Consider the following 19123-nt stretch of genomic DNA (forward strand, 5'->3'; position numbering starts at 1 on the left):
AATCGTGGTCAAGGATGCCCGCGGCTTCTTCACCTCGCGGGTGTTCGCCACTTTCATCAACGAGGGCATCGCCATGCTCGGTGAGGGCGTGAATGCGGCGATGATCGAGAACGAGGCGCTCAACGTGGGCATGCCGGTCGGCCCGCTGGCGATCTCCGATGAGATCTCCCTGAGCCTGGCCGCGCATATCCGCAACCAGAACATCGAAGATCTCAAGGCAGAGGGCAAGGCTCTGCCGCAGCACCCGGCCTTTGCCATCGTCGACCTTATGCTCGAGTTCAAGCGTCCGGGCAAGGCGGCCGGCGGTGGCTTCTACGAGTACCCCGCGGCGGGCGCCCCCGAAGGTGGCAGGAAATACCTGTGGCCGGAGCTCAAGGCGCGTTTCGAGAAGACCGAGCAGCAGATTCCGCGTGAAGACTTGCGTGACCGCTTCCTCTTCGCCCAGGCCATCGACACCGTGCGCTGCGTGGAGGAGGGCGTGCTGACCTCCACCGCCGACGCCAATATCGGCTCGATCTTCGGCATCGGCTTCGCCGCCTGGACGGGTGGCGCTCTGCAGTACATCAACCAGTATGGCCTGCAGGCCTTCGTCAGCCGCGCCCGGCAGCTTGCCGAACGCTATGGCGAACGCTTCCAGCCGCCAGCATTGCTGGTCGAGAAAGCCAATCGCGGAGAGCTGTTCTGAGCGGACGAGCTAGCGCATGACCCTGCACTGGAGCAAATGCGTGAGTTCCAGTGTCCCTTTCGGGAGGCCTTAGGCCTCCCGTTTTTTTGCCTGCAGCCTTAGCGAAATGGAGACAGAGGAAATTGCAAATATCGACACTATGACTGTGGCTTGGCCGCATCCTGACGGGCCTTGCGCAGCGTGCCGGGCGGGTGGCCCGCCCACTGGGCGAAGGCGCGGCGAAAGGTGGCCTGATCGGAGAAACCGAGGTCGGCGGCGATCTGCTTGACCGGCGTGTCCGTGCACGACAGCAGCTGCATGGCCTGACGAAAGCGCCAGCCGTCCTTGATGCTCTGGAAGCTCTCGCCCAGCGCGGCCAGCTTGCGGTGCAGGGTGCGTGGTGACATGGCCATGTGTGAGGCCGCCTCTTCCAGGGTCAGCGGGTGCGGCATGCTCTGTTGCAGCATGGCGACCAGGCGGGCCGGCAGCTCGGCCTGCTCGACCAGTACCTCGATGAAACTGGCCGGCGCGCGGCGCATCAGCCGGGAGATCTCCTCGGGCGTGCGGACGATGGGCAGCGCCATGGTGTCGGTGGCGAACTCGATGCTGGCCATCTCGGCGTCGAAGTGCAGGGGCGCGGCCAGCAGCATGCTCAGGGCCATGGCGTGCCTGGGCTTGCCCAGCGGCAGGGATACCGAGCTCAGTGGTACCCGTTGGCCGAACAGCCAGGAGAGCACGCCGCAGAGGGTGAACAGGGCCAGCTCGTAGGCGAGGGCGCGATCACCTGTGGGCGGCACCATCTCGAACAGGTTGAGCCGTGCGCGCTGGGTGCGGGTTTCGGCCTGGAACTCCGCGCGAAAATCGCCCATCACCAGGGCGATGCAACGGGCCAGAACCGGCAGACAGCTCTGTAGCGTCGTGGTGGTCAGCGCCGCCCGGCAGAGCATCTCAATGCCGCCTATCGGTACCGCGCGCGAGTGCAGGCCGCAGGACTCGTCCTGCAGGCCGATGACGATTCCACCGTAGAGCTGGGAAAACTGCTTGGTGCTGACCCGGGCGCCACGCCCGCTCAGATCCGCCTCGTCGATGTGCGCCAGCCCCATCAGGTCGTCGCGCGACAGGCCACGGGCTTCGGCGGCCGTCAGCAAACCTCGGGCGTAGCGGGCGGGGATGACGGGTTGGTTCAGGTCGACATTCACGGCGAAATCCTAGTTGGCTATTTTTGCCATATTTATGTCGTATCACGGCATCGACCCCAGGGGCAAGCGGGCCAACACTGCGTACCCATCAATCCATGAGTACGAGGTGCAACGATGAGCTTCTCCAAGCAGGTTGTGTTCATTGCCGGCGGCAGCAGCGGGATCAATCTCGGCATCGCCGATGCCTTCGCCCAGGCCGGTGCCAGCGTGGCCATTCTCGGCCGCAGCCAGGACAAGCTCGATGCGGCCGTGGCCCAGCTGCTCCGCCATGGCGGTGAAGTCCGCGGCTTCGCCGCCGATGTGCGCGACTTCGATGGCGTGGCCACTGCCCTGGCGGCCACCACCGAACAACTCGGCCCGATCGATGTGCTGGTGTCCGGCGCCGCCGGCAACTTCCTGGCCCCCGCGGCCAACATGTCTTCCAACGCCTTCCGCACCGTGGTCGACATCGACCTGCTCGGCACCTTCAACGTGTTGCGCGCCGCCTTCCCGCATCTGCGCAAGCCGGGCGCGCGCATCGTCAATATCAGCGCCGGGCAGAGCTGGATGCCGACACCGCTGCAGGCCCATGTGTGCGCGGCCAAGGCCGGCGTCGACCAGCTGACCCGTACCCTGGCCATCGAGTGGGGGCAGGCCGGCGTGCGCGTCAACTCGATCGCCCCGGGGCCCATCGAAGGCACCGAGGGCATGGCCCGCCTGGTGCCGAATGCCAAGGCGCATGCCGCCTGGGTGCGCTCGGTGCCGCTGGGTCGCTTCGGCCAACTGGAAGACATCAGCAATGCCGCGCTCTGGCTCTGTTCGCCGCAGGCCGGCTATGTCACCGGCGTGGTGCTGTCGGTGGATGGCGGCCTGGCGCTGGGCGGCTCGGGTGCCATCACCCAGGCCCTCATCAGCTGAGTTCCGCAGTCCCTAATCGCAGAGAACGCCATGACCAATAATCTGCCCTTCGACCTGAACCTCAGCGACGATCAGCGCATGACGCGCGAGTCGCTGCAGCGCTTCGCCCAGGACGTCCTGCGTAGCCATAGCCGCGAGGCCGACGAGGCCGCCGCTGTGCCGGAGGACTTCTATGCCCGCAGCCTGGAACTGGGCCTTACCCTGATGCCGATTCCCGAGGCGCTGGGTGGTGCCGGCGCCGCACGTTCGCCCATCTCCAACATGCTGGCCATCGAGGATCTGGCCTGGGGCGACATGTCCCTGGCGCTGGGCGCGGTGACGCCACTGACCTTCGTCAACACGCTGCTCGACCAGGGCAGCCAGGCCCAGCAGGAGAAGTACCTGCCGCGCCTGGCCGGCGAAGACTTCGTCGCCGCCAGCGTGGCTCTGATGGAGCCGCGGGCGCGTTTCGAGACCAGCGAGCTGCGCACCACCGCGCGCCGTGAGGGCACTGGCTACGTGCTCAATGGCGAGAAGTCCCTGGTGGCGCTGGGCCTGTCGGCCGAATTGCTGCTGGTGGTGGCGCAGCTGCAGGGCGAAGAGGGCGTGGCCGCCTTTATCGTCGAGCGCGGCACTGCAGGAGTGAGCGCGGTGCGCGAGGAGACTATGGGCCTTAAGGCGCTGGAGCTGGCGCGCATCCGCTTCGAGGAGGTGCAGGTGGAAGCTTCTGCTCGACTCGGCGAGGACGAGAAAGCCTTCGATCTGCAGCGCCTGGTGGATCTGGCACGTATCGGCATCTGCGCGCTGGCGGTGGGTACCTGCCAGGCGGTGTTGGATTACGTGGTGCCCTATGTGAACGAGCGCAAGGCGTTTGGCGAGCCCATCGCCCAGCGCCAGTCCGTGGCTTTCATGGTGGCGAACATGGCCATTGAGCTGGAGGGCATGCGCCTGCTGACCTGGCGTGCGGCTTCGCGGGCCGAGCAGGGACTCGATTTCCACAAGGAGGCCTACCTGGCCCGCGTGCTCTGTGCCGAGAAGGCCATGGAGATCGGCAGCAACGGCATCCAGCTGCTGGGTGGGCACGGCTTCATCCGCGAGCACTTGGTGGAGCTCTTCTACCGCAACCTGCGGGCCATTGGCCTGCTCGAAGGCGCGGCCATCATCTGAGAACCCATCCACGACCTGCTGCGCGTCGGCCAAACGGCGTTTCAAGCGGCCTCGGCCTGCTCATTTACCACTCGTAAATTCCGCAGCCTCGGCCACTTGCGCCACCGTCTGGCTCTGGCTCTAGCTCGCGAGGTCGTGGAAGGGCTCTAAAGCGAGGAAAGCAAAATGATCAATCTGGAAATCCCCGCCAAGCTGCTGACCGTGCCGAACATGGCGCGCACGCTGGCCAAGCAAGTGTTCCGCCCCATCAGTCGCAAGTACGACAAGGCCGAGCATGCCAAGCCCATCGAGCTGGTGCCGGTGGCCGACATGATCAGGACGACCGGGGTCATGAACAGTCCGGCCGAGAAATGCGAGCGCGCGCCGTCCGCCGGGGTGAAGAACGGCCAGAACATGATGGCGGTGCTGACCACCGCGGAAATGAGCTGGGGCGACGTGGCCATGCTCAACAGCATTCCGGGCCTTGGCCTGGGCAATGCGGCGATCACCGCCGTGGGCACACCCGAGCAGCGCGAGAAGTTCGGCAAGTTGTGGTGCGCCATGGCCATCACCGAGCCGGGCGCCGGCTCGGATACCGCCAATATCGTCACCAGCGCACGGCTGGACGGTGATGAGTGGGTGCTCAACGGCGAGAAGATCTTCGTCACCGCTGGCCAGTTCTGCGATGCGGTGGTTGTGTGGGCGACGCTGGACAAGAGGCTCGGCAAGCGCGCGATCAAGTCCTTCATCGTGCCCAAGGGCGCGCCGGGCATGCAGGTGGTGCGCCTGGAGCCGAAGTTGGGCTTCCGCGTTTCCGATACGGCGGCCATCACCTTCACCGACTGCCGCATTCCCAAGGATCACGTGCTGGGTTCAGCGGAGATCGCCGAGGACGCCAAGCAGGCCCTAGGCGGGGCCATGCAGACCTTCGACAACACCCGTCCGGTGGTCGCCGCCATGGCCTTGGGCGTGGCGAGGGCGGCACTCGATCTGCTGTACGAGATCCTTGGTCGTGAGGGCTTTTCGCCGAGCTACGAGCGCAGCCTGTGGGATGCCAGCGCGCTGGAGGCGGAGATCTACCGCATGGAGGCCGACTACGAGGCGGCACGCCTGCTCAGCCTGAAGGCGGCCTGGATGGCGGACAACAAGCGACCCAACTCCATGGAGGCGTCCATGGCCAAGGCCAAGGCCGGGCGCATGGGCAGTCAGGTCACCCTGCGCTGTGTCGAGCTCTGCTCGACCCTGGGCTTCAGCCAGGAGTACCTGCTGGAGAAGTTCGCCCGTGATTCCAAGATCCTCGACATTTTCGAGGGCACTCAGCAAATCCAGCAGTTGATCGTCGCCCGCGCGGTGCTGGGGCTGTCGTCGGCGCAGCTGAAGTAGGAGCCGTTGATGAGCACGATGAAGCTGGAAAAACACGACGGGGTCTTCGTCCTAACCCTGACCAATGGCGAGGCCGGCAACCTGCTGTGCGACGAGGTGCTGCAGGAATACCTGGAGAACTTCGACGTGATCGAGCGCGAGCGTGGCGACGCCGCCCTGGTGATCACCAGCGCCGACCCTAAAACCTTCTGCAACGGCATCAACCTGCCGTGGCTGATGCGGCAGAAGAACCCCATGGCCTTCGCCACCCGGCTGGAGAATTTCCTGATTCGCCTGGGCCTGCTCAACCTGCCGGTGGTGGCGGCCATCAATGGCAACGCCTATGCCGGCGGCGCGCTGATTGCCACGGCCAGCGATTTCCGCCTGATGCGCGCGGATCGCGGCCGTTTCTGCTTTTCGGAGGTGAAGATCAAGCTGCCCTTCACCCCGGCGCTGCTGGACATCGTCCGTCTGCTGCCCAATCGCGCCGCCATCGACGAGCTGGTGCTCACCGGCAATGCCTGGGGAGGGGAGGAGTGCGCGCGCCGCGAGGTAGTTCATCAGGCGCTGCCGGAGGACCAGGTGCTGCCTGCCGCGATGGCCCTGGCAACCGATATGGCGACCCGTGACCGCGCCACCTACACGGCGATCAAGCGCGGCCTGCGTCCCACACTCATAGGGCTGGCCGGGCAGCGTGGTATCCCTGTAGTTTGAGCACAACCGGCGCCTGCCGAACAGGCCCCATCTCGCACAGGAAACAGGAGTTCATGATGTCCAGATTGCCCGCACCGCTGGATCGCTTGCCCTTCCCGGTGATCGGCTCGCCGCTGTTTATCATCAGTAATCCCAAGCTGGTGATCGAGCAGTGCAAGGCCGGCGTGGTCGGTTCCATGCCGGCGCTCAACGCACGTCCCGCCTCGTTGCTGGAAGACTGGCTGGCGGAGATAACCGAGACCCTGGCCGCCTATAACAGGGACAATCCCGACCGCCCGGCGGCGCCGTTCGCCATCAACCAGATAGTGCACCGCAGCAACGACCGCCTGGAGCACGACATGGCGCTCTGCGTGAAATATCGGGTGCCGATCATCATCACTTCGCTGGGGGCGCGCGAGGACATCTACGCGGCGGCGCATTCCTACGGCGGCGTAGTGCTGCATGACGTGATCAACAACGCCTTCGCCCGCAAGGCGATCGAGAAGGGCGCCGACGGCCTGATCGCCGTCGCCGCGGGTGCCGGCGGCCACGCCGGAGAGAAGAGCCCTTTCGCCCTGATCCAGGAGATCCGCCAGTGGTTTGATGGCCCGCTGGCGCTGTCCGGCTCCATCTCTACTGGCGGAGCGGTGCTGGCCGCCCAGGCCATGGGCGCCGACTTCGCCTATATCGGCTCAGCCTTCATTGCCACCGAGGAGGCCAATGCCGCCGACACCTACAAGAAGGCCATTGTCGAGTGCTCGTCCGACGACATTGTCTACAGCAATCTCTTCACCGGCGTGCATGGCAACTACCTGAAGCCCTCGATCATCGCGGCAGGCTTGGATCCCAACGCCTTGGCACAGAGCGACCCTAGCCAGATGAACTTCGGCGGCGATGCCAAGAAGGCCTGGAAGGACATCTGGGGCTGCGGCCAGGGCATTGGCTCGATCAGCCGGGTGCAAGCGGTGGCCCAATATGTAGCGCAGCTCAAGCGCGAATATGCAGAGGCGAAGGCAACACTGCTTAGAGTCTAATAGGATTAGACGCTGCCATCTGCCATCTGCCATCTGCCAGCGTCTCCTTCTGCCCGAAATCAGACGACTTCCAAGTCTGCCTCCTACCGAAAACGATCATTCGCGCGAGGCTGCCGTCGACGGCAGCCTCCATCTCCGAACAGCGTATTCCAGCATACGGCCACCAGATGGAATGCCCCATCGCCACCTAAAAAGCGCCTTGGTCGCCGTGGTAACGAACCCGGTGCGCTTCGGTTGGCAATGGGACCTCCCACTTGAACAGCATTCGCCGGATGTCGTCGTTGCGCAGGCTGGTATCCCGGCTGCTGTTGCGCCGGTAGATCTCCTTCTCGGGCATCTCCAGGTACTCGATCTGTACGTTCGCCTGGTAGGCGTACAGCAGATCGAGGGTCTTTTTCCTCATCTGAGCCGACAGGTGCGTCGAGTTCCAGACGAAGGGCTTTTTCTCGCGCAGAAGTGCCTTCGCCTGATCGATCGCGAAGTGGGCGGCGGCCCCTTCGTTCTCGCCATGGCGCAGGCCCAGTGCCTCGCGGGCGTCGTCGAACGAGATCACCGGCAGGTCCGGGTGGTGCCTGGCCACCCAGGTGTTCTTGCCGCTGGCGGGTATGCCTGACAGCACGATGACGCGAGAGCCTTCCGGCTCGTGCAACGCGTAGTCGGGGTGGACGCGGGCACCGCGGAAATACTGGACCCGGGTGTAGTCGTCCACGAATTCACGCGGTCCGTATAGGCAGCCTTCCTCGGCGGCCAGCTCACGGAACAGCTCGATCTCGTCGAGGACGCCCTGCTTCCCTTCGTAGGACCGCCCCTGCATGTCCGCTTCAGCGACTGCGCACAGCATCCACACCGGGAGTTCCCACGACAGCTTGTGCAGGATGAACTCCGGGCTTTGTCCGCTTCGGTTGCCCGAGAGCGCGAAGAACGGGAGCTGGTGCACCGAGATGATCCGGCAGACCTGCTCCCGCAGCGCGAAAGGCACGCCCGCACGCCACAGCAGCAGGCGCGCGTCGATGGCGCCGCGACGTGAGTGGCCCGGCTGGCCGATGCGGCCGGTCTCGGCATCGATCACCGTGGTGTCCGGCTTCGAGATGTCGTGCAGCAGGGCGGCGATGAACAGCACGAAGCGCTGTTCCTCGGTCGCCTGCTGGTAGACCGGTTGGGCGAGCAGCGCCTCGACCACCATGCAGGTGTGCGTCCACACATCCCCTTCGGCGTGGTAGTACGGGTCCTGGGGTGTGCTCGCCAGCCGGGTCAGGGCCGGGATGGCCTCCAGGCACGCCTTCTCGTCGAGGTTTTGGCCGGGTGCGGGTACCAGGCCTTTCAGTTGTCGAATGTCCATGTTTCATGTTCTCCCTCAGTAGCCGCGCCGCAAGCCGTTCCAGTCCCTCGAGAGGCAAGGGGAGTAGAGGTCTACCCCGTCCGCCAGCAGGTTCGGGATGAAGGGCTGGTTCGCATGGTGCTGGTCCGCGTCCAGGATGGCCTGGACGAAGTCCCTGCGGACCCATTTGAGGCGTCCGGTCGTTTCGTTCTCGTCTTCGAGCTTCAGGTACAGGCCTTCCATCACGGTCGACTTGTCGCACTGTCGCCAGGCGCGTTCCAGGTCCAGTCCTTCCCGCTGCACCGTGGCCTCGAACGCGCTGCGCCAGGTCGCCGACTTGGCCTGGGAGTCACCGACCAGATCGAGCAGGTCCCTGAGCCGCGCCGGCGCCGGCCCTTCATAAAGGACCGGAACGGAGAGCACCGGACCGTCCTGTAGAAGCTGGCGTCGGGCGGCTGTCGACAGGAACAGGCCTCGCGCCCGATCCCAGACGTCGAACTCGCAGAAGAAGTGCGGCAGGTGGTCGTAGAACACCGAGTGCTTCTTGTGCAGCCATTCCCCGAACAGTACGTATCGGTCTTCGAGGCGGCTCAACAACCAGTCCTCGTGAGCCACCGCCCATTGCTTGAAGAGGTTGAACTGCCGTTCCCGACCACCGCCGGTCAGGTAGTGGCCGCGGGACTGCAGAAGCAGTTCACCGGCGGCCGAGAAGCTGATGCCGGCATTCGCGCCGTCCAGCTTTTCCTCGACGACCAGCCACCGGCCGGCCAGGGACGAATAACGGACCTGATCGATGTCCGTGTCGCCTGGTTGCAGGCGGGAGCTTTCCAGGTGCGGAGTGCGTGGGTATTTGTGCAGCTCGAGGTTTTGCGCATACGCGCGGAAATCCATGTTCATGGGTTTTCTCCATAGGAAATAGGGAAAACCGACGACAAGGTTCAGGCGGGCAGAATGTGGGAAGCGGCCACGCGGGTGCGGGCAGCCATCAGGCACGATGGACCGTCGTCGGTATCAGGCGAGTTGGCTGGCGCGGGGCACTTCGTTCACCACTGAAGGAGAGGGTGGAAATAAGGGCGCGGATTCAACATCCGAAGTGTGTTGGATGTCAACGCGATTAAAGCGGCTGACAGCTGCCGTGCGCTGGAAGTGTGACGGTCTTTGCGGAAACGCCCAGGGGCATGGCGCGTATTTTTTCGTACCTTGTACGTTCGCGGGTCACCACGGAGTCGGGACCGGATGAAAGAGCCCCTCAAGCTGTCGGACAAATTCAGATGGGGCGCAGCCCTGATCTGCTGGAGCGGCATCGCATTCGCGATCTACCAGCGCAATCCGCTTTATTTCTTTCCCTCGGTGATTCCCTACATGCTGGTCAACTGGTTCTCCGACAGAATCGACGGCGAGTCGTGAATGCGCATGGGCGGTATGGAGCTTCTCGCGACACCGCCCACGCTGCCCACGACCTCAGCGATTGCGCCCCAGCGCCTCATGGCTGCTGACCCAGTCCCCGGCCAGGATCGCCGAGGTCAGCGATACGTCGCCGGCCAGCACCACCGCCGCGATGATTTCCGCCAGCTTGTCGGCCTTGCCGGCGCCGTAGCAGCCCAGCATTTCCAGGCATTCGCGCTGGGTCGGCAGGCTGGTGCCGCCGCCGTGGGTGGCGCAGATCACCGCCGGCAGGGTTACCGACCAGTAGTAGTCGCCGTTGTCCAGCAGCTGCCCGTAGGTGATGCCGCCATGGGACTCGGCCACGTTGGCCGCGTCCTGCCCGGTGGCGATGTACACCGCCGCCAGCCCGTTGGCCGAGTGCGCGCCGCTGTAGGCCGAGCCGGCCTGGAAGGCGCCCACGGCGGCGATCTGCCGGTAGCGGTAGAGGTTGGCGGGGTCGACGCGCAGCAGCTCGTGGGCCACTTCGCGCTTGAGGGTGAACTCGGCGATCACCCGCTTGCCGCGGGTCTGGATCATGTTCATGGCCGAGTGCTTCTTGTCGGTGTCGAGGGCGCCGGACAGGATGTAGCGCGGCTGCAGGGGGTGGTTGGCCTTGATCCATTCGCAGGCGGCGAAGGTGGCCTTGCTGGTCATGTTCTGTCCGGCGGCATCGCCGGTGGTGTAGCAGAAGCGGGTGTAGAGCATGTTGGCCACGGGGTACTGCTCGATCTCGAACAGCTTGCCGCTGCGGGTCGTGGTTTCGCTCACCGCCTTGATCGTCTCGAACTCGCTGACCAGCCAGGCGCCGAATTCGCGGGCCTGCAGTGCGTTTTCGAAGAGGAACACCGGCGCGCGCTGCATGGAGTGCTTGACCGCGGTGGTCTTCACTCCACCTGACGCGCTGATGGCGCGCATGCCCCGGCTGTAGCTGGCCAGAAGGGTGCCTTCGGTGGTGGCCATCGGCACGTAGAAGTCGCCGCGCGCGTGCTCGCCCTCTATCCGCAGGGGGCCGGCCAGCCCCAGCGGCATCTGTACCACGCCGATGAAGTTCTCGATGTTGCCGCGGGTGACTTCCGGGTCGATGGCGTATTTGCCGACCGTATCCAGCGAGGCGCCGGTCTGTTCCTTGACGAAGTCGCGGCGCGCGCTGGCCTGCTCGTTGGAGTAATCGTTGGCGGGGTCGCGAGGAATCGGGGCGCCTCTGGACATGGTGCTCTCCTGCAGAGTCTGATGGGTCGGCCTGCCCGGGTGGGCGTCCGTTATCCCGAGTGTGCCCGTGTGTACCTTCGCCAGCACGCCCAAGGGCGCCAATCAGGTGATCCAACGCGCCACGAGCGATGGTGTGTGGGGCAACACACAGATCGGATGTTTGCCTCGACAGGCTCTCTCAGCCCGCCGCTGATCCGTTCTTGCGCAGCAGGTAGCTGTCCATGATCCAGCCGTTGCGCTCCCGCGCCTGGGCGCGGGTCGTGGCGATGCGTTCGGCCACCTCGTCCAGCGGGCCGGCGATGAGGATTTCGTCCGCTGTGCCCACGTAGGCGCCCCAGTAGATGTGCAGCTGCTGACCGACGAAGCGCAGGTAGGTGTCCTTGGCGTCGAGCATCACCGCCACGCTGTCGACGCCTTGCGGCCAGCCCTCGGCGAGCAGGCGGCCGGTGGTGATTTCCACGGCGCGGCCGATCTGGTTCAGCGGTACGCGGTGGCGGGCGGTGAGGGCTTGGAGGCTGGTGATGCCGGGGATCACGTCATAGCTGAGGTCGCTGCGCGCGCTGGCGATGGATTCGATGATGCGGATGCTGCTGTCGTACAGCGAAGGGTCGCCCCAGACCATGAAGGCGGCCGTCTCGCCGTCGCTCATCTGCTCGTCGATCAGCTGCTCGAACACCGCCTGCTTGTCGCGGTTCAGCTCGTCCACGCTGGCGCGGTAATCGGCGGCTTCGCGTTCGCGCTCTGGCTGCTGTCCTTCGGCGAAGCGCGGGTTGTGGCCACCCAGGAAGCGCTCGCAGATTTCCCGGCGCAGGGCGTTGAGCTTGTGTTTGGCCGGGCCCTTGTCCATCAGGAAGATCACATCGCTGCGGCGCAGGGCCTTGATCGCCTGTTGGGTGATGTAGTCCGGGTCGCCGGCGCCGATGCCGACCAGCAGCAGTTCTTTCATGGTCTGTTCCATGTGGTAGCGCGGGAGGCTGGCGCCAGTTCGTCGATATGGTGGTAGTCGGCGCCCAGCTCGCCGGCCAGCTGGCGGGCGCGGCCGAGGCGGATGGGCGCGCGCTCGATATCCAGCAGCAGGCCGGGGCAGGGTAGCGCGGCAAGCTGCGGCCAGTCGCGCAGGCGGCCGTCGGTGAGCAGCAGCAGGCGTTGTTGTTCGCCCGGTTTGTGGCGTTGCCGGCGCGCTAGCCAGGGCGTGGCCAGTTGCAGGGCCTCGATGATCGGCGTGCCGCCGCCGGCGCCGAGCTGCTGCAGCCAGGTGTGCAATTCAGGTGATGCCTTCTGCCCCTGCCACAGCCAGCGCGGCTGGGCGCCGCCGGCTTCGAGCACGGCCAGGCGTGCGCGCTGGCGGTAGGCGCTGGCGAACAGCTCGGCGAGCAGGCCCTTGGCCTGGGCCAGGGCGCCGTGGCGGCGGGTGCTGGCCGAGGCGTCGACGATCACCAGCCACAGCTCGCCGGGGCGCAGGCGGCGGGCGTGCCAGTGTAGGTCGGCGCGGCGGTGCGGGCGGCCGTGGGTGAGCGTTGCTGGCCAGTCGATGCGCGTGGGCGTGCCCGTGCTGCGAGCGCTGCTGCGTCCGCCTTGGGCCTGGCCGGGGAGGGGTAGGGCATCCGCGCCTGGGGCCTGGCGCGGGCGGATGCTCAGGGCTTTTTTGGCCAGTTCGGTGGCTCGCGCCGCTCGCCGACGGCCACGGTCTGCGGCGGCGTTGCGCCCCACTGGCCTTCGCCCTGGTCCGGTTGTGCTGGCTGCTGTTGCGACTGGTTTGGTGCTGGCGGCGGGCTAGCGGCGGGCGGCGTGTGTTCGCGACGGCGGTGGGCGAGGACGAAGGGCTCCAGGGCGTCGATGTCCTGCGCTTCGATCTGGCTGGCGCCGCGCCAGGCCGCGTGGGCGCGGGCGCCGCGCAGCCACACCAGGTCGGCGCGCAGGCCATCGACGGCGGCGGCGAAGCAGCGCTGGGCGATGGCGTCCAGGCTGGCGTCGTCCAGGGCGATTGCGCCCAGGCGCTGGCGGGCATCCATGCAGCGCTGGCGCAGGGCGTCCTGCTCACCTTGCCACTGGGCGAGGAAGGCTTCGGGGGCGCCGTCGAAGGCCAGGCGGCGGCGGACGATTTCCGCGCGCTGCGCCGGTTCGGGCGTGCCACCGAGCTGCACCTTGAGGCCGAAGCGGTCGAGCAGTTGCGGGCGCAGCTCGCCTTCCTCGGGGTTCATGGTGCCGATCAGCACGAAGCGCGCTGGGTGGCTGTGTGATAGGCCATCGCGCTCGATGTGGTTGATGCCGCTGGCGGCGACGTCGAGCAGCAGGTCCACCAGATGGTCGGGCAGCAGGTTGACCTCGTCGACGTAGAGTACGCCGCCGTGGGCATTGGCCAGCACGCCGGGGGAGAAGCGCACGCGGCCTTCGCCTAGCGCGGCATCCAGGTCGAGGGTGCCGACGATGCGTTCTTCGCTGGCGCCCAGCGGCAGGGTGACGAAGCGCCCGCCGTCGAGCAGGTCGGCCACGCCGCGCGCCAGGGTGGACTTGGCCATGCCGCGCGGGCCTTCGATCAGCACGCCGCCCAGGGCCGGGTCGATGGCGGCTAGGCACAGGGCCAGCTTGAGCTCGTCGGCGGCCACCACGGCGGCCAGGGGGAAATGGGGCTGCATGCTGTTACCTCGGATCAAAGGTTGAAAATAGGCGGGCCGATCGGTTAGCGTGGCAACCATCGTTTTGGAGATCAGCATGTCGTCTCGTCCTTCCCTGAACCGCCTCGTTCGCTCCGCCGCTGTCGGCGTGGCTGGCGTGCGCGCGCAGGTCGAGGCCGTCGCTTATTTCTTTTATGGGTATTGGTTTAGCCAGCGGCGCGCCTGATACCCCACAGGCGCCCCAGAGCAAAGGGTCGCCACCAGCCAGTTTCACGAAACCCCGGTCGGCCACCCGACCGGGGTTTTTGTTTTTTCGGCCCACAAGGCCAACACGATGCACACAGAGGATCGAAACATGACCGCTTACACCGCCTATTACCGCAGCTACCGCAACTCCGCCTGGCGATTTAGCAGCGCTGCCGCGCACCACCGAGATTCCAGTCGAACACCCAGATAGCGCGCCGCGCGTGGCATGAGGCCACGCCGGGCGAGGACCACCGCCATGAATGCTTCCGTTACCGCTCTGCGCGCACAAGCCGTGCCGCCATCCACCACTCGCCGCCGCGCAACGCCGCTGCCGAGCCCCACCGATCTGCGCCAGCACCTGCCGCTGTCCGCCGCTCTCGCCAGCCAGGTTCACACCCAGCGTGAGGCTATCCGCGCTGTGCTCGACGGCTCCGACCCGCGCCTGCTGGTCGTCGTCGGCCCCTGTTCCCTGCACGATCCGATTTCCGCCCTCGAATACGCCGACCGTCTGGCCGCACTGGCCCCCGAGGTGAGCGACCAGTTGCTGCTGGTGATGCGTGCCTACGTCGAGAAACCGCGCACCACCATCGGCTGGAAGGGCCTGGTCTATGACCCGCAGCTGGACGGCAGCGGCGACATGGCCGGCGGCCTGGAGCTGTCGCGCCGGCTGATGCTGGCCATGCTCGAACGCGGCCTGCCAGTGGCCACCGAGCTGCTGCAACCGCTGGTGGCGGGGTACTTCGACGACCTGCTGGGCTGGGCCGCCATCGGCGCGCGCACCAGCGAGTCGCAGGTGCACCGCGAACTGGTCAGCGGCCTGGATGTGCCGGTGGGCTTCAAGAACGGTACCGATGGCAGCCTGTCGATTGCCTGCGACGCCATGCGTTCGGCGGCGCACCCGCACCAGCATTTCGGTGTGGACGGCCTGGGTCGCCCGGCCCTGGTCGAGACCGATGGCAACCCGGATACCCACCTGGTGCTGCGCGGCGGCCATGGCGGGCCGAACCATGATGCGGCCAGTGTAGCCGTGGCGCGGGCGAGCCTGGAGAAACAGGGCATCGCCGCACGCATCATGGTCGACTGCAGTCACGCCAACAGCGGCAAGGACCCGCTGCGCCAGCCGGCGGTGCTGCGCGACGTGCTCGACCAGCGCCTGGCCGGTGATGCCAGCCTGCGCGGGGTGATGCTGGAGAGCCATCTGTTCGACGGCTGCCAGGCGCTGTCGGCCGAGCTGCGCTACGGCGTATCGATCACCGACGGTTGCCTGGGTTGGAGCGGTACCGAGGCGATGTTGCGCGAGGCGGCCGAGCGGCTGCGGGCGGGTAATTGATGTCGGTAGGGGCGACGCTTTGCTCGTCCACCATGGCGGCGTTGTGGTGGATGGATAGAACGCCATCCACCCTACAGAGCTGATGTAGGGCGGGTGAAACCCGCGCTGGTCCACCCCCCTCTCCCTCTGGGAGAGGGGCCGGGGGTGAGGGCGGTTGTGTGCGGCTCGGATCTCCCTCACCCCAACCCCTCTCCTGGAGGGAGAGGGGCTAGCTGAACGCTGCTCCATCAACTTTCCTCCGCATCCAGCAGCAGGTTTTCCAGCGCGCCTCGGTACTCGCCGGGCTGCTGCCAGAGGCCGCGCTGCTGGGCTTCCAGCAGGCGCTCGAGCATGTCCTGCAATGCGCCGGGGTTGTGCTGATGGATAAAGTCGCGGGTGTCCTTGTCCAGCAGGTAGGCATCGGCCAGCAGGGCGTACTGGTGGTCGTCGACCAGTTCGCTGGTGGCGTCGAAGCCGAACAGGTAGTCGACCGTGGCGGCCAGCTCGAAGGCGCCCTTGTAGCCGTGGCGCTTCATCCCGGCGATCCACTTTGGGTTCACCGCGCGGGCGCGCACCACGCGGCCCAGTTCTTCCTTGAGCGTACGGATGCGCGGGTTGTCCGGCTGGCTGCTGTCGCCGAAGTAGCTGGCGGCCTTGGCGCCGCGCAGGGTCTCGACCGCCGCCAGCATGCCACCCTGGAACTGGTAGTAGTCGTTGGAATCGAGGATGTCGTGCTCGCGGTTGTCCTGGTTGTGCAGCACCGCCTGCAGCTGCTGCAGGCGTTCGGCGAACTGCGCGCGGGCTGGCAGGCCCTCGGTGCCCTGGCCGTAGGCGTAGCCGCCCCAGTTCAGGTAGACCTCGGCGAGATCGGCGCGGGTCTGCCACAGGCGCTCTTCCACCGCGTTCTGGATGCCGGCGCCATAGGCGCCCGGCTTGGCGCCGAAGATGCGCCAGCCGGCCTGGCGCCGCGCCTCGACTGGGTCGAGGCCCTGGCCCTGGTGGGCCAGGGTTTCCTGCCAGACGCGGGCGGCCAGTGGGTTCATGTCTTCCGGTTCGTCCAGCTCGGCCACCGCCTGCACGGCCTGGTCGAACAGGCGGATCAGGTTGGCGAAGGCGTCGCGGAAGAAGCCGGAGACTCGCAGGGTCACGTCCACCCGCGGGCGGCCGAGCTGTTCCAGCGGCAGTACTTCGATGCGTTCGACCCGCTGGCTGCCGGGCTGCCACACCGGGCGCACGCCGAGCAGGGCCAGGGCCTGGGAGATGTCATCGCCGCCGGTGCGCATGGTCGCCGTGCCCCATACCGACAGGCCCAGGCGCTGCAGATGCTCGCCCTCGTCCTGCAGGTGGCGCTCCAGCAGGCGCTCGGTGCTCTGCACGCCGATGCGCCAGGCGGTGGGCGTGGGCAGGTGGCGCACGTCCACCGAATAGAAGTTGCGGCCAGTGGGCAGCACGTCCAGGCGCCCGCGGCTGGGTGCGCCGCTCGGGCCCGGAGGCACGAAGCGGCCTTCAAGGGCGTCGAGCAGACCGTTCATTTCGGCGCCGCCGCAGGCGTCCAGCAGTGGGGCGATATGGCCGCGCAGTTCGTTCAGCACCGCGTCGCTGGCCAGGCCGGGCGCTGGAGATTCGGGTTGTTCGATCAGTTGCAGAGCGAGCAGCTCCAGGCGCTCGCGGGTGTCGCCACGGCTACGCCAGGGCTCATGGCTGAGTGCTTGCAGGCAATCCGGGCGCGGGTCGCTCCAGGGCTCGGCCGGCTCGCCGCCGAGTGGGTCGAAATCCAGCTCAAGGTCCTGGGCGAGGGCGCGCAGCAGGCTGGCGTGCTGGCCGTGACCATCGCCACGCGGGATGCGCACCAGGGACAGCAGGGTGTCGCGGCGCAGGCGCCCGCTCGGTGATTCGCCGAAGCAGTGCAGGCCGTCGCGGATCTGCGATTCCTTGAGGTCGCACAGGTAGGCGTCCAACTGGGGCAACCAGCTGTCCGGGTCGTCGTTGAGCTGCAGGCCCAGCTCGCGGTCGAGGCTGGCTTCGCGCACCTTGCGCTGGATCTCGCCGCGCAGCTCCACGGCGCGGCGCGGGTCGAGCTGGCTGGCCTCGTAGTACTCGTCGGCCAGGCGCTCCAGGTCGCGCAGCGGGCCGTAGCTCTCGGCGCGGGTCAGCGGTGGCATCAGGTGGTCGAGGATCACCGCCTGGGTGCGGCGCTTGGCCTGGGCACCTTCGCCGGGGTCGTTGACGATAAAGGGGTAGAGATTGGGCAGCGGACCTAAGATCGCGCTCGGCCAGCACGCCTCGGACAGGCCGACGCTCTTGCCCGGCAGCCACTCCAGGTTGCCGTGCTTGCCGACGTGGATCAGCGCGTCGACGGCGAACGCCGTGCGTAGCCAGCAGTAGAAGGCCAGATAGCCATGCGGTGGCACCAGGTCCGGGTCATGGTACACCGCCGCGGCGTCCAGCTGGTAGCCGCGTGCCGGCTGGATGCCGACGAAGGTCAGGCCGAAGCGCAGGCCGGCGATCATCAGGCGACCGCTGCGGTACATCGGGTCCTGCTCGGGCGGACCCCAACGTTCGGTTACGGCCTGCTGGTTGGCCGCGGGCAGGCTGGCGAACCAGCGTTGGTAGGTGTCCAGCGCCAGGCTCTGGGCGCAGGGGCGCAAGTCGAGGTTGTCCAGGTCGTTGGTCACGCCGCCGAGCAGCTGGTGGGTCAGCGCGGTGCCGTCGTTCGGCAGGCCTTCAACCGGGTAACCCTGCTGCTGCATGGCGCGCAGGATATTCAGCGCGGCGGCCAGGGTGTCCAGGCCGACGCCGTTGCCGATGCGGCCGTCGCGGGTCGGGTAGTTGGCCAGGATCAGGGCGACGCGCTTGTCGGCGTTGGCCTTGGCCGCGAGCCGAGTCCAGCGCAGGGCCAGCTCGGCGACGAAGTCCATACCCGGCAGGTGCGGGCGGTAGCACACCACATCTCTCTGGCTGCGCTCGCTGCGCGCGGCGACATCCTTGAAGCTGATCGGCCGGGTGATCAGGCGGCCGTCCAGCTCGGGCAGGGCGATGTGCATGGCCAGGTCGCGCGGGCCCAGGCCCTGGGCGCTGGCCTGCCATTGCACCTCGCTGTCGAGGGCGCAGAGCGCCTGCAGTACCGGCACGTCGCGGCGGAACGGTCGCTCCTGCGGCGCTTCCGGGTTGGACTGGGCGAAGCCGGTGGTGTTGAGGATCACCGCCGTCTCGGTCTCGTCCAGCCAGGCCTCGACCTGGGCCAGGCATTCGGCTTCCTTGAGGCTGGCTACGGCAACCGGCAGCGGGTTGAGGCCCTGGGCCTGCAGGCGCTGGCAGAAGGTATCGACGAAGGCGGTGTTCCCGGCCTGCACCTGGGCGCGATAGAACAGCAGCGCCGCCACCGGCCGACCCGGCTGCCAGTCGGCGCGCCAGTGTTCGAGGGTTGCCTCGCCGTGGCGCGGGTGATGGATCAGCGTGCGCGGCAGGGCGCGTGGCTCGCTCCACGGGTAGTCGCGGTTCAGCCAGCGGCTGGCGACGCAGTGCAGCAGATGGCGGGCGTTGTCCGCGCCGCCCTGGCGCAGGTATTGCCACAGGCGCTGGCTGTCCTCGCTCGGCACGTTGCTCAGCGCGCTCAGCTCGGGATCGGGGCTATCGTCGCCGGGCACCAGGATGATCTTCGTACCTTGGCGACCCAGCTCGACCAGGCGTTCGATGCCGTAGCGCCAGTAGCTGACGCCGCCGTGCACCGAGATCAGGATGACTTTGGCGTAGCGCAGCACTTCCTCGACATAAAAGTCCACCGAGGCATGGTTGGGCAGCTGCGCCGGGCTGGCCAGGCGCAGGCTGGGGAAGTCCTCGGGCAGCTCGCGCGCCACCTCGGCCAGCAGCGACAGGTGGGAGTCGCCGGTGCAGAGGATCACCAGCTCGGCCGGGGTCTGGCCTAGGTCGGCGATGCTGTCGGCCGGCAGAGTGACGCCGGCCTGGGCGCGCAGGAGGTGCATGGGTCAGAGCTCCGAGCTGCCTGGGAGACCCTCACCCCAGCCCT

17 protein-coding genes are annotated in these 19123 nt (G+C 67.0%); 9 read left to right on the top strand and 8 right to left on the bottom strand.

Annotated elements, in window-relative coordinates; translation table 11 throughout:
* On the top strand, positions 1-685 hold a 685-nt coding region (locus N7640_RS23020; RefSeq protein WP_279905817.1), incomplete at its 5' end, for a 3-hydroxyacyl-CoA dehydrogenase family protein.
* A 137-nt stretch (positions 686-822) separates the two neighbouring features.
* Here the strand turns inward: N7640_RS23020 and N7640_RS23025 are convergent.
* On the bottom strand, positions 823-1863 hold the full coding sequence (locus N7640_RS23025; RefSeq protein ID WP_279905818.1) for an AraC family transcriptional regulator: 1041 nt from the start codon (positions 1861-1863) through the stop codon (positions 823-825).
* Positions 1864-1977: 114 nt separating this feature from the next.
* On the opposite strand from N7640_RS23025, the gene N7640_RS23030 reads away from it, so the two are divergent.
* From N7640_RS23030 to N7640_RS23050, 5 genes are all read left to right on the top strand, one after another.
* On the top strand, positions 1978-2760 hold the full coding sequence (locus N7640_RS23030) for an SDR family oxidoreductase (RefSeq protein ID WP_279905819.1): 783 nt from the start codon (positions 1978-1980) through the stop codon (positions 2758-2760).
* Between the two features lie 30 nt (positions 2761-2790).
* Positions 2791-3906 carry an acyl-CoA dehydrogenase family protein gene (locus N7640_RS23035; protein WP_279905820.1) on the top strand — a complete coding sequence of 372 codons (1116 nt, stop codon included), beginning with the start codon at positions 2791-2793 and terminating at the stop codon, positions 3904-3906.
* 168 nt (positions 3907-4074) lie between these two features.
* Positions 4075-5268: an acyl-CoA dehydrogenase family protein gene (locus N7640_RS23040; RefSeq protein WP_279905856.1), complete on the top strand. Its 1194-nt coding sequence runs from the start codon at positions 4075-4077 to the stop codon at positions 5266-5268.
* 9 nt (positions 5269-5277) lie between these two features.
* Positions 5278-5961 carry an enoyl-CoA hydratase/isomerase family protein gene (locus N7640_RS23045; protein WP_279905821.1) on the top strand — a complete coding sequence of 228 codons (684 nt, stop codon included), beginning with the start codon at positions 5278-5280 and terminating at the stop codon, positions 5959-5961.
* Positions 5962-6017: 56 nt separating this feature from the next.
* Positions 6018-6974 carry a nitronate monooxygenase family protein gene (locus N7640_RS23050; RefSeq protein WP_279905822.1) on the top strand — a complete coding sequence of 319 codons (957 nt, stop codon included), beginning with the start codon at positions 6018-6020 and terminating at the stop codon, positions 6972-6974.
* A 187-nt stretch (positions 6975-7161) separates the two neighbouring features.
* Here N7640_RS23050 and N7640_RS23055 read toward each other — a convergent pair whose 3' ends face one another.
* Together N7640_RS23055 and N7640_RS23060 are read right to left on the bottom strand one after the other, a co-directional pair.
* Entirely contained in the window at positions 7162-8313 is a 1152-nt protein-coding gene (locus N7640_RS23055; RefSeq protein ID WP_279905823.1) for an AAA family ATPase, read from the bottom strand.
* A gap of 15 nt (positions 8314-8328) precedes the next feature.
* Positions 8329-9189, bottom strand: coding sequence for an RNA ligase family protein (locus N7640_RS23060; RefSeq protein WP_279905824.1), 861 nt, complete (start codon positions 9187-9189; stop codon positions 8329-8331).
* Positions 9190-9528: 339 nt separating this feature from the next.
* On the opposite strand from N7640_RS23060, the gene N7640_RS23065 reads away from it, so the two are divergent.
* Positions 9529-9699: a hypothetical protein gene (locus N7640_RS23065; RefSeq protein ID WP_279905825.1), complete on the top strand. Its 171-nt coding sequence runs from the start codon at positions 9529-9531 to the stop codon at positions 9697-9699.
* Positions 9700-9753: 54 nt separating this feature from the next.
* Here N7640_RS23065 and N7640_RS23070 read toward each other — a convergent pair whose 3' ends face one another.
* The 4 genes from N7640_RS23070 to N7640_RS23085 form a co-directional block, all read right to left on the bottom strand.
* Complete coding sequence (locus N7640_RS23070; RefSeq protein ID WP_279905826.1) at positions 9754-10926, bottom strand: hydroxymethylglutaryl-CoA reductase; 1173 nt, start codon at positions 10924-10926, stop codon at positions 9754-9756.
* A gap of 178 nt (positions 10927-11104) precedes the next feature.
* Positions 11105-11872: a precorrin-6A synthase (deacetylating) gene (gene cobF, locus N7640_RS23075; protein ID WP_279905827.1), complete on the bottom strand. Its 768-nt coding sequence runs from the start codon at positions 11870-11872 to the stop codon at positions 11105-11107.
* Entirely contained in the window at positions 11869-12579 is a 711-nt protein-coding gene (locus N7640_RS23080; protein WP_279905857.1) for a VWA domain-containing protein, read from the bottom strand. Before N7640_RS23080 ends, cobF begins: the two co-directional genes overlap by 4 nt.
* Complete coding sequence (locus tag N7640_RS23085; RefSeq protein ID WP_279905828.1) at positions 12561-13562, bottom strand: AAA family ATPase; 1002 nt, start codon at positions 13560-13562, stop codon at positions 12561-12563. Before N7640_RS23085 ends, N7640_RS23080 begins: the two co-directional genes overlap by 19 nt.
* A 49-nt stretch (positions 13563-13611) precedes the next feature.
* On the opposite strand from N7640_RS23085, the gene N7640_RS23090 reads away from it, so the two are divergent.
* Both N7640_RS23090 and N7640_RS23095 read left to right on the top strand, forming a co-directional pair.
* Positions 13612-13767 carry a hypothetical protein gene (locus N7640_RS23090; protein WP_279905829.1) on the top strand — a complete coding sequence of 52 codons (156 nt, stop codon included), beginning with the start codon at positions 13612-13614 and terminating at the stop codon, positions 13765-13767.
* Positions 13768-14043: 276 nt separating this feature from the next.
* On the top strand, positions 14044-15117 hold the full coding sequence (locus N7640_RS23095) for a 3-deoxy-7-phosphoheptulonate synthase (RefSeq protein WP_279905830.1): 1074 nt from the start codon (positions 14044-14046) through the stop codon (positions 15115-15117).
* Between the two features lie 227 nt (positions 15118-15344).
* Here the strand turns inward: N7640_RS23095 and cobN are convergent, their stop codons facing one another.
* Complete coding sequence (gene cobN, locus N7640_RS23100) at positions 15345-19079, bottom strand: cobaltochelatase subunit CobN (protein WP_279905831.1); 3735 nt, start codon at positions 19077-19079, stop codon at positions 15345-15347.
* Between the last annotated feature and the right edge of the window lie 44 nt (positions 19080-19123).

Source organism: Pseudomonas sp. GD04015 (assembly GCF_029837675.1).
In the GTDB taxonomy this organism is placed as follows: Bacteria; Pseudomonadota; Gammaproteobacteria; order Pseudomonadales; family Pseudomonadaceae; genus Aquipseudomonas; species Aquipseudomonas paralcaligenes.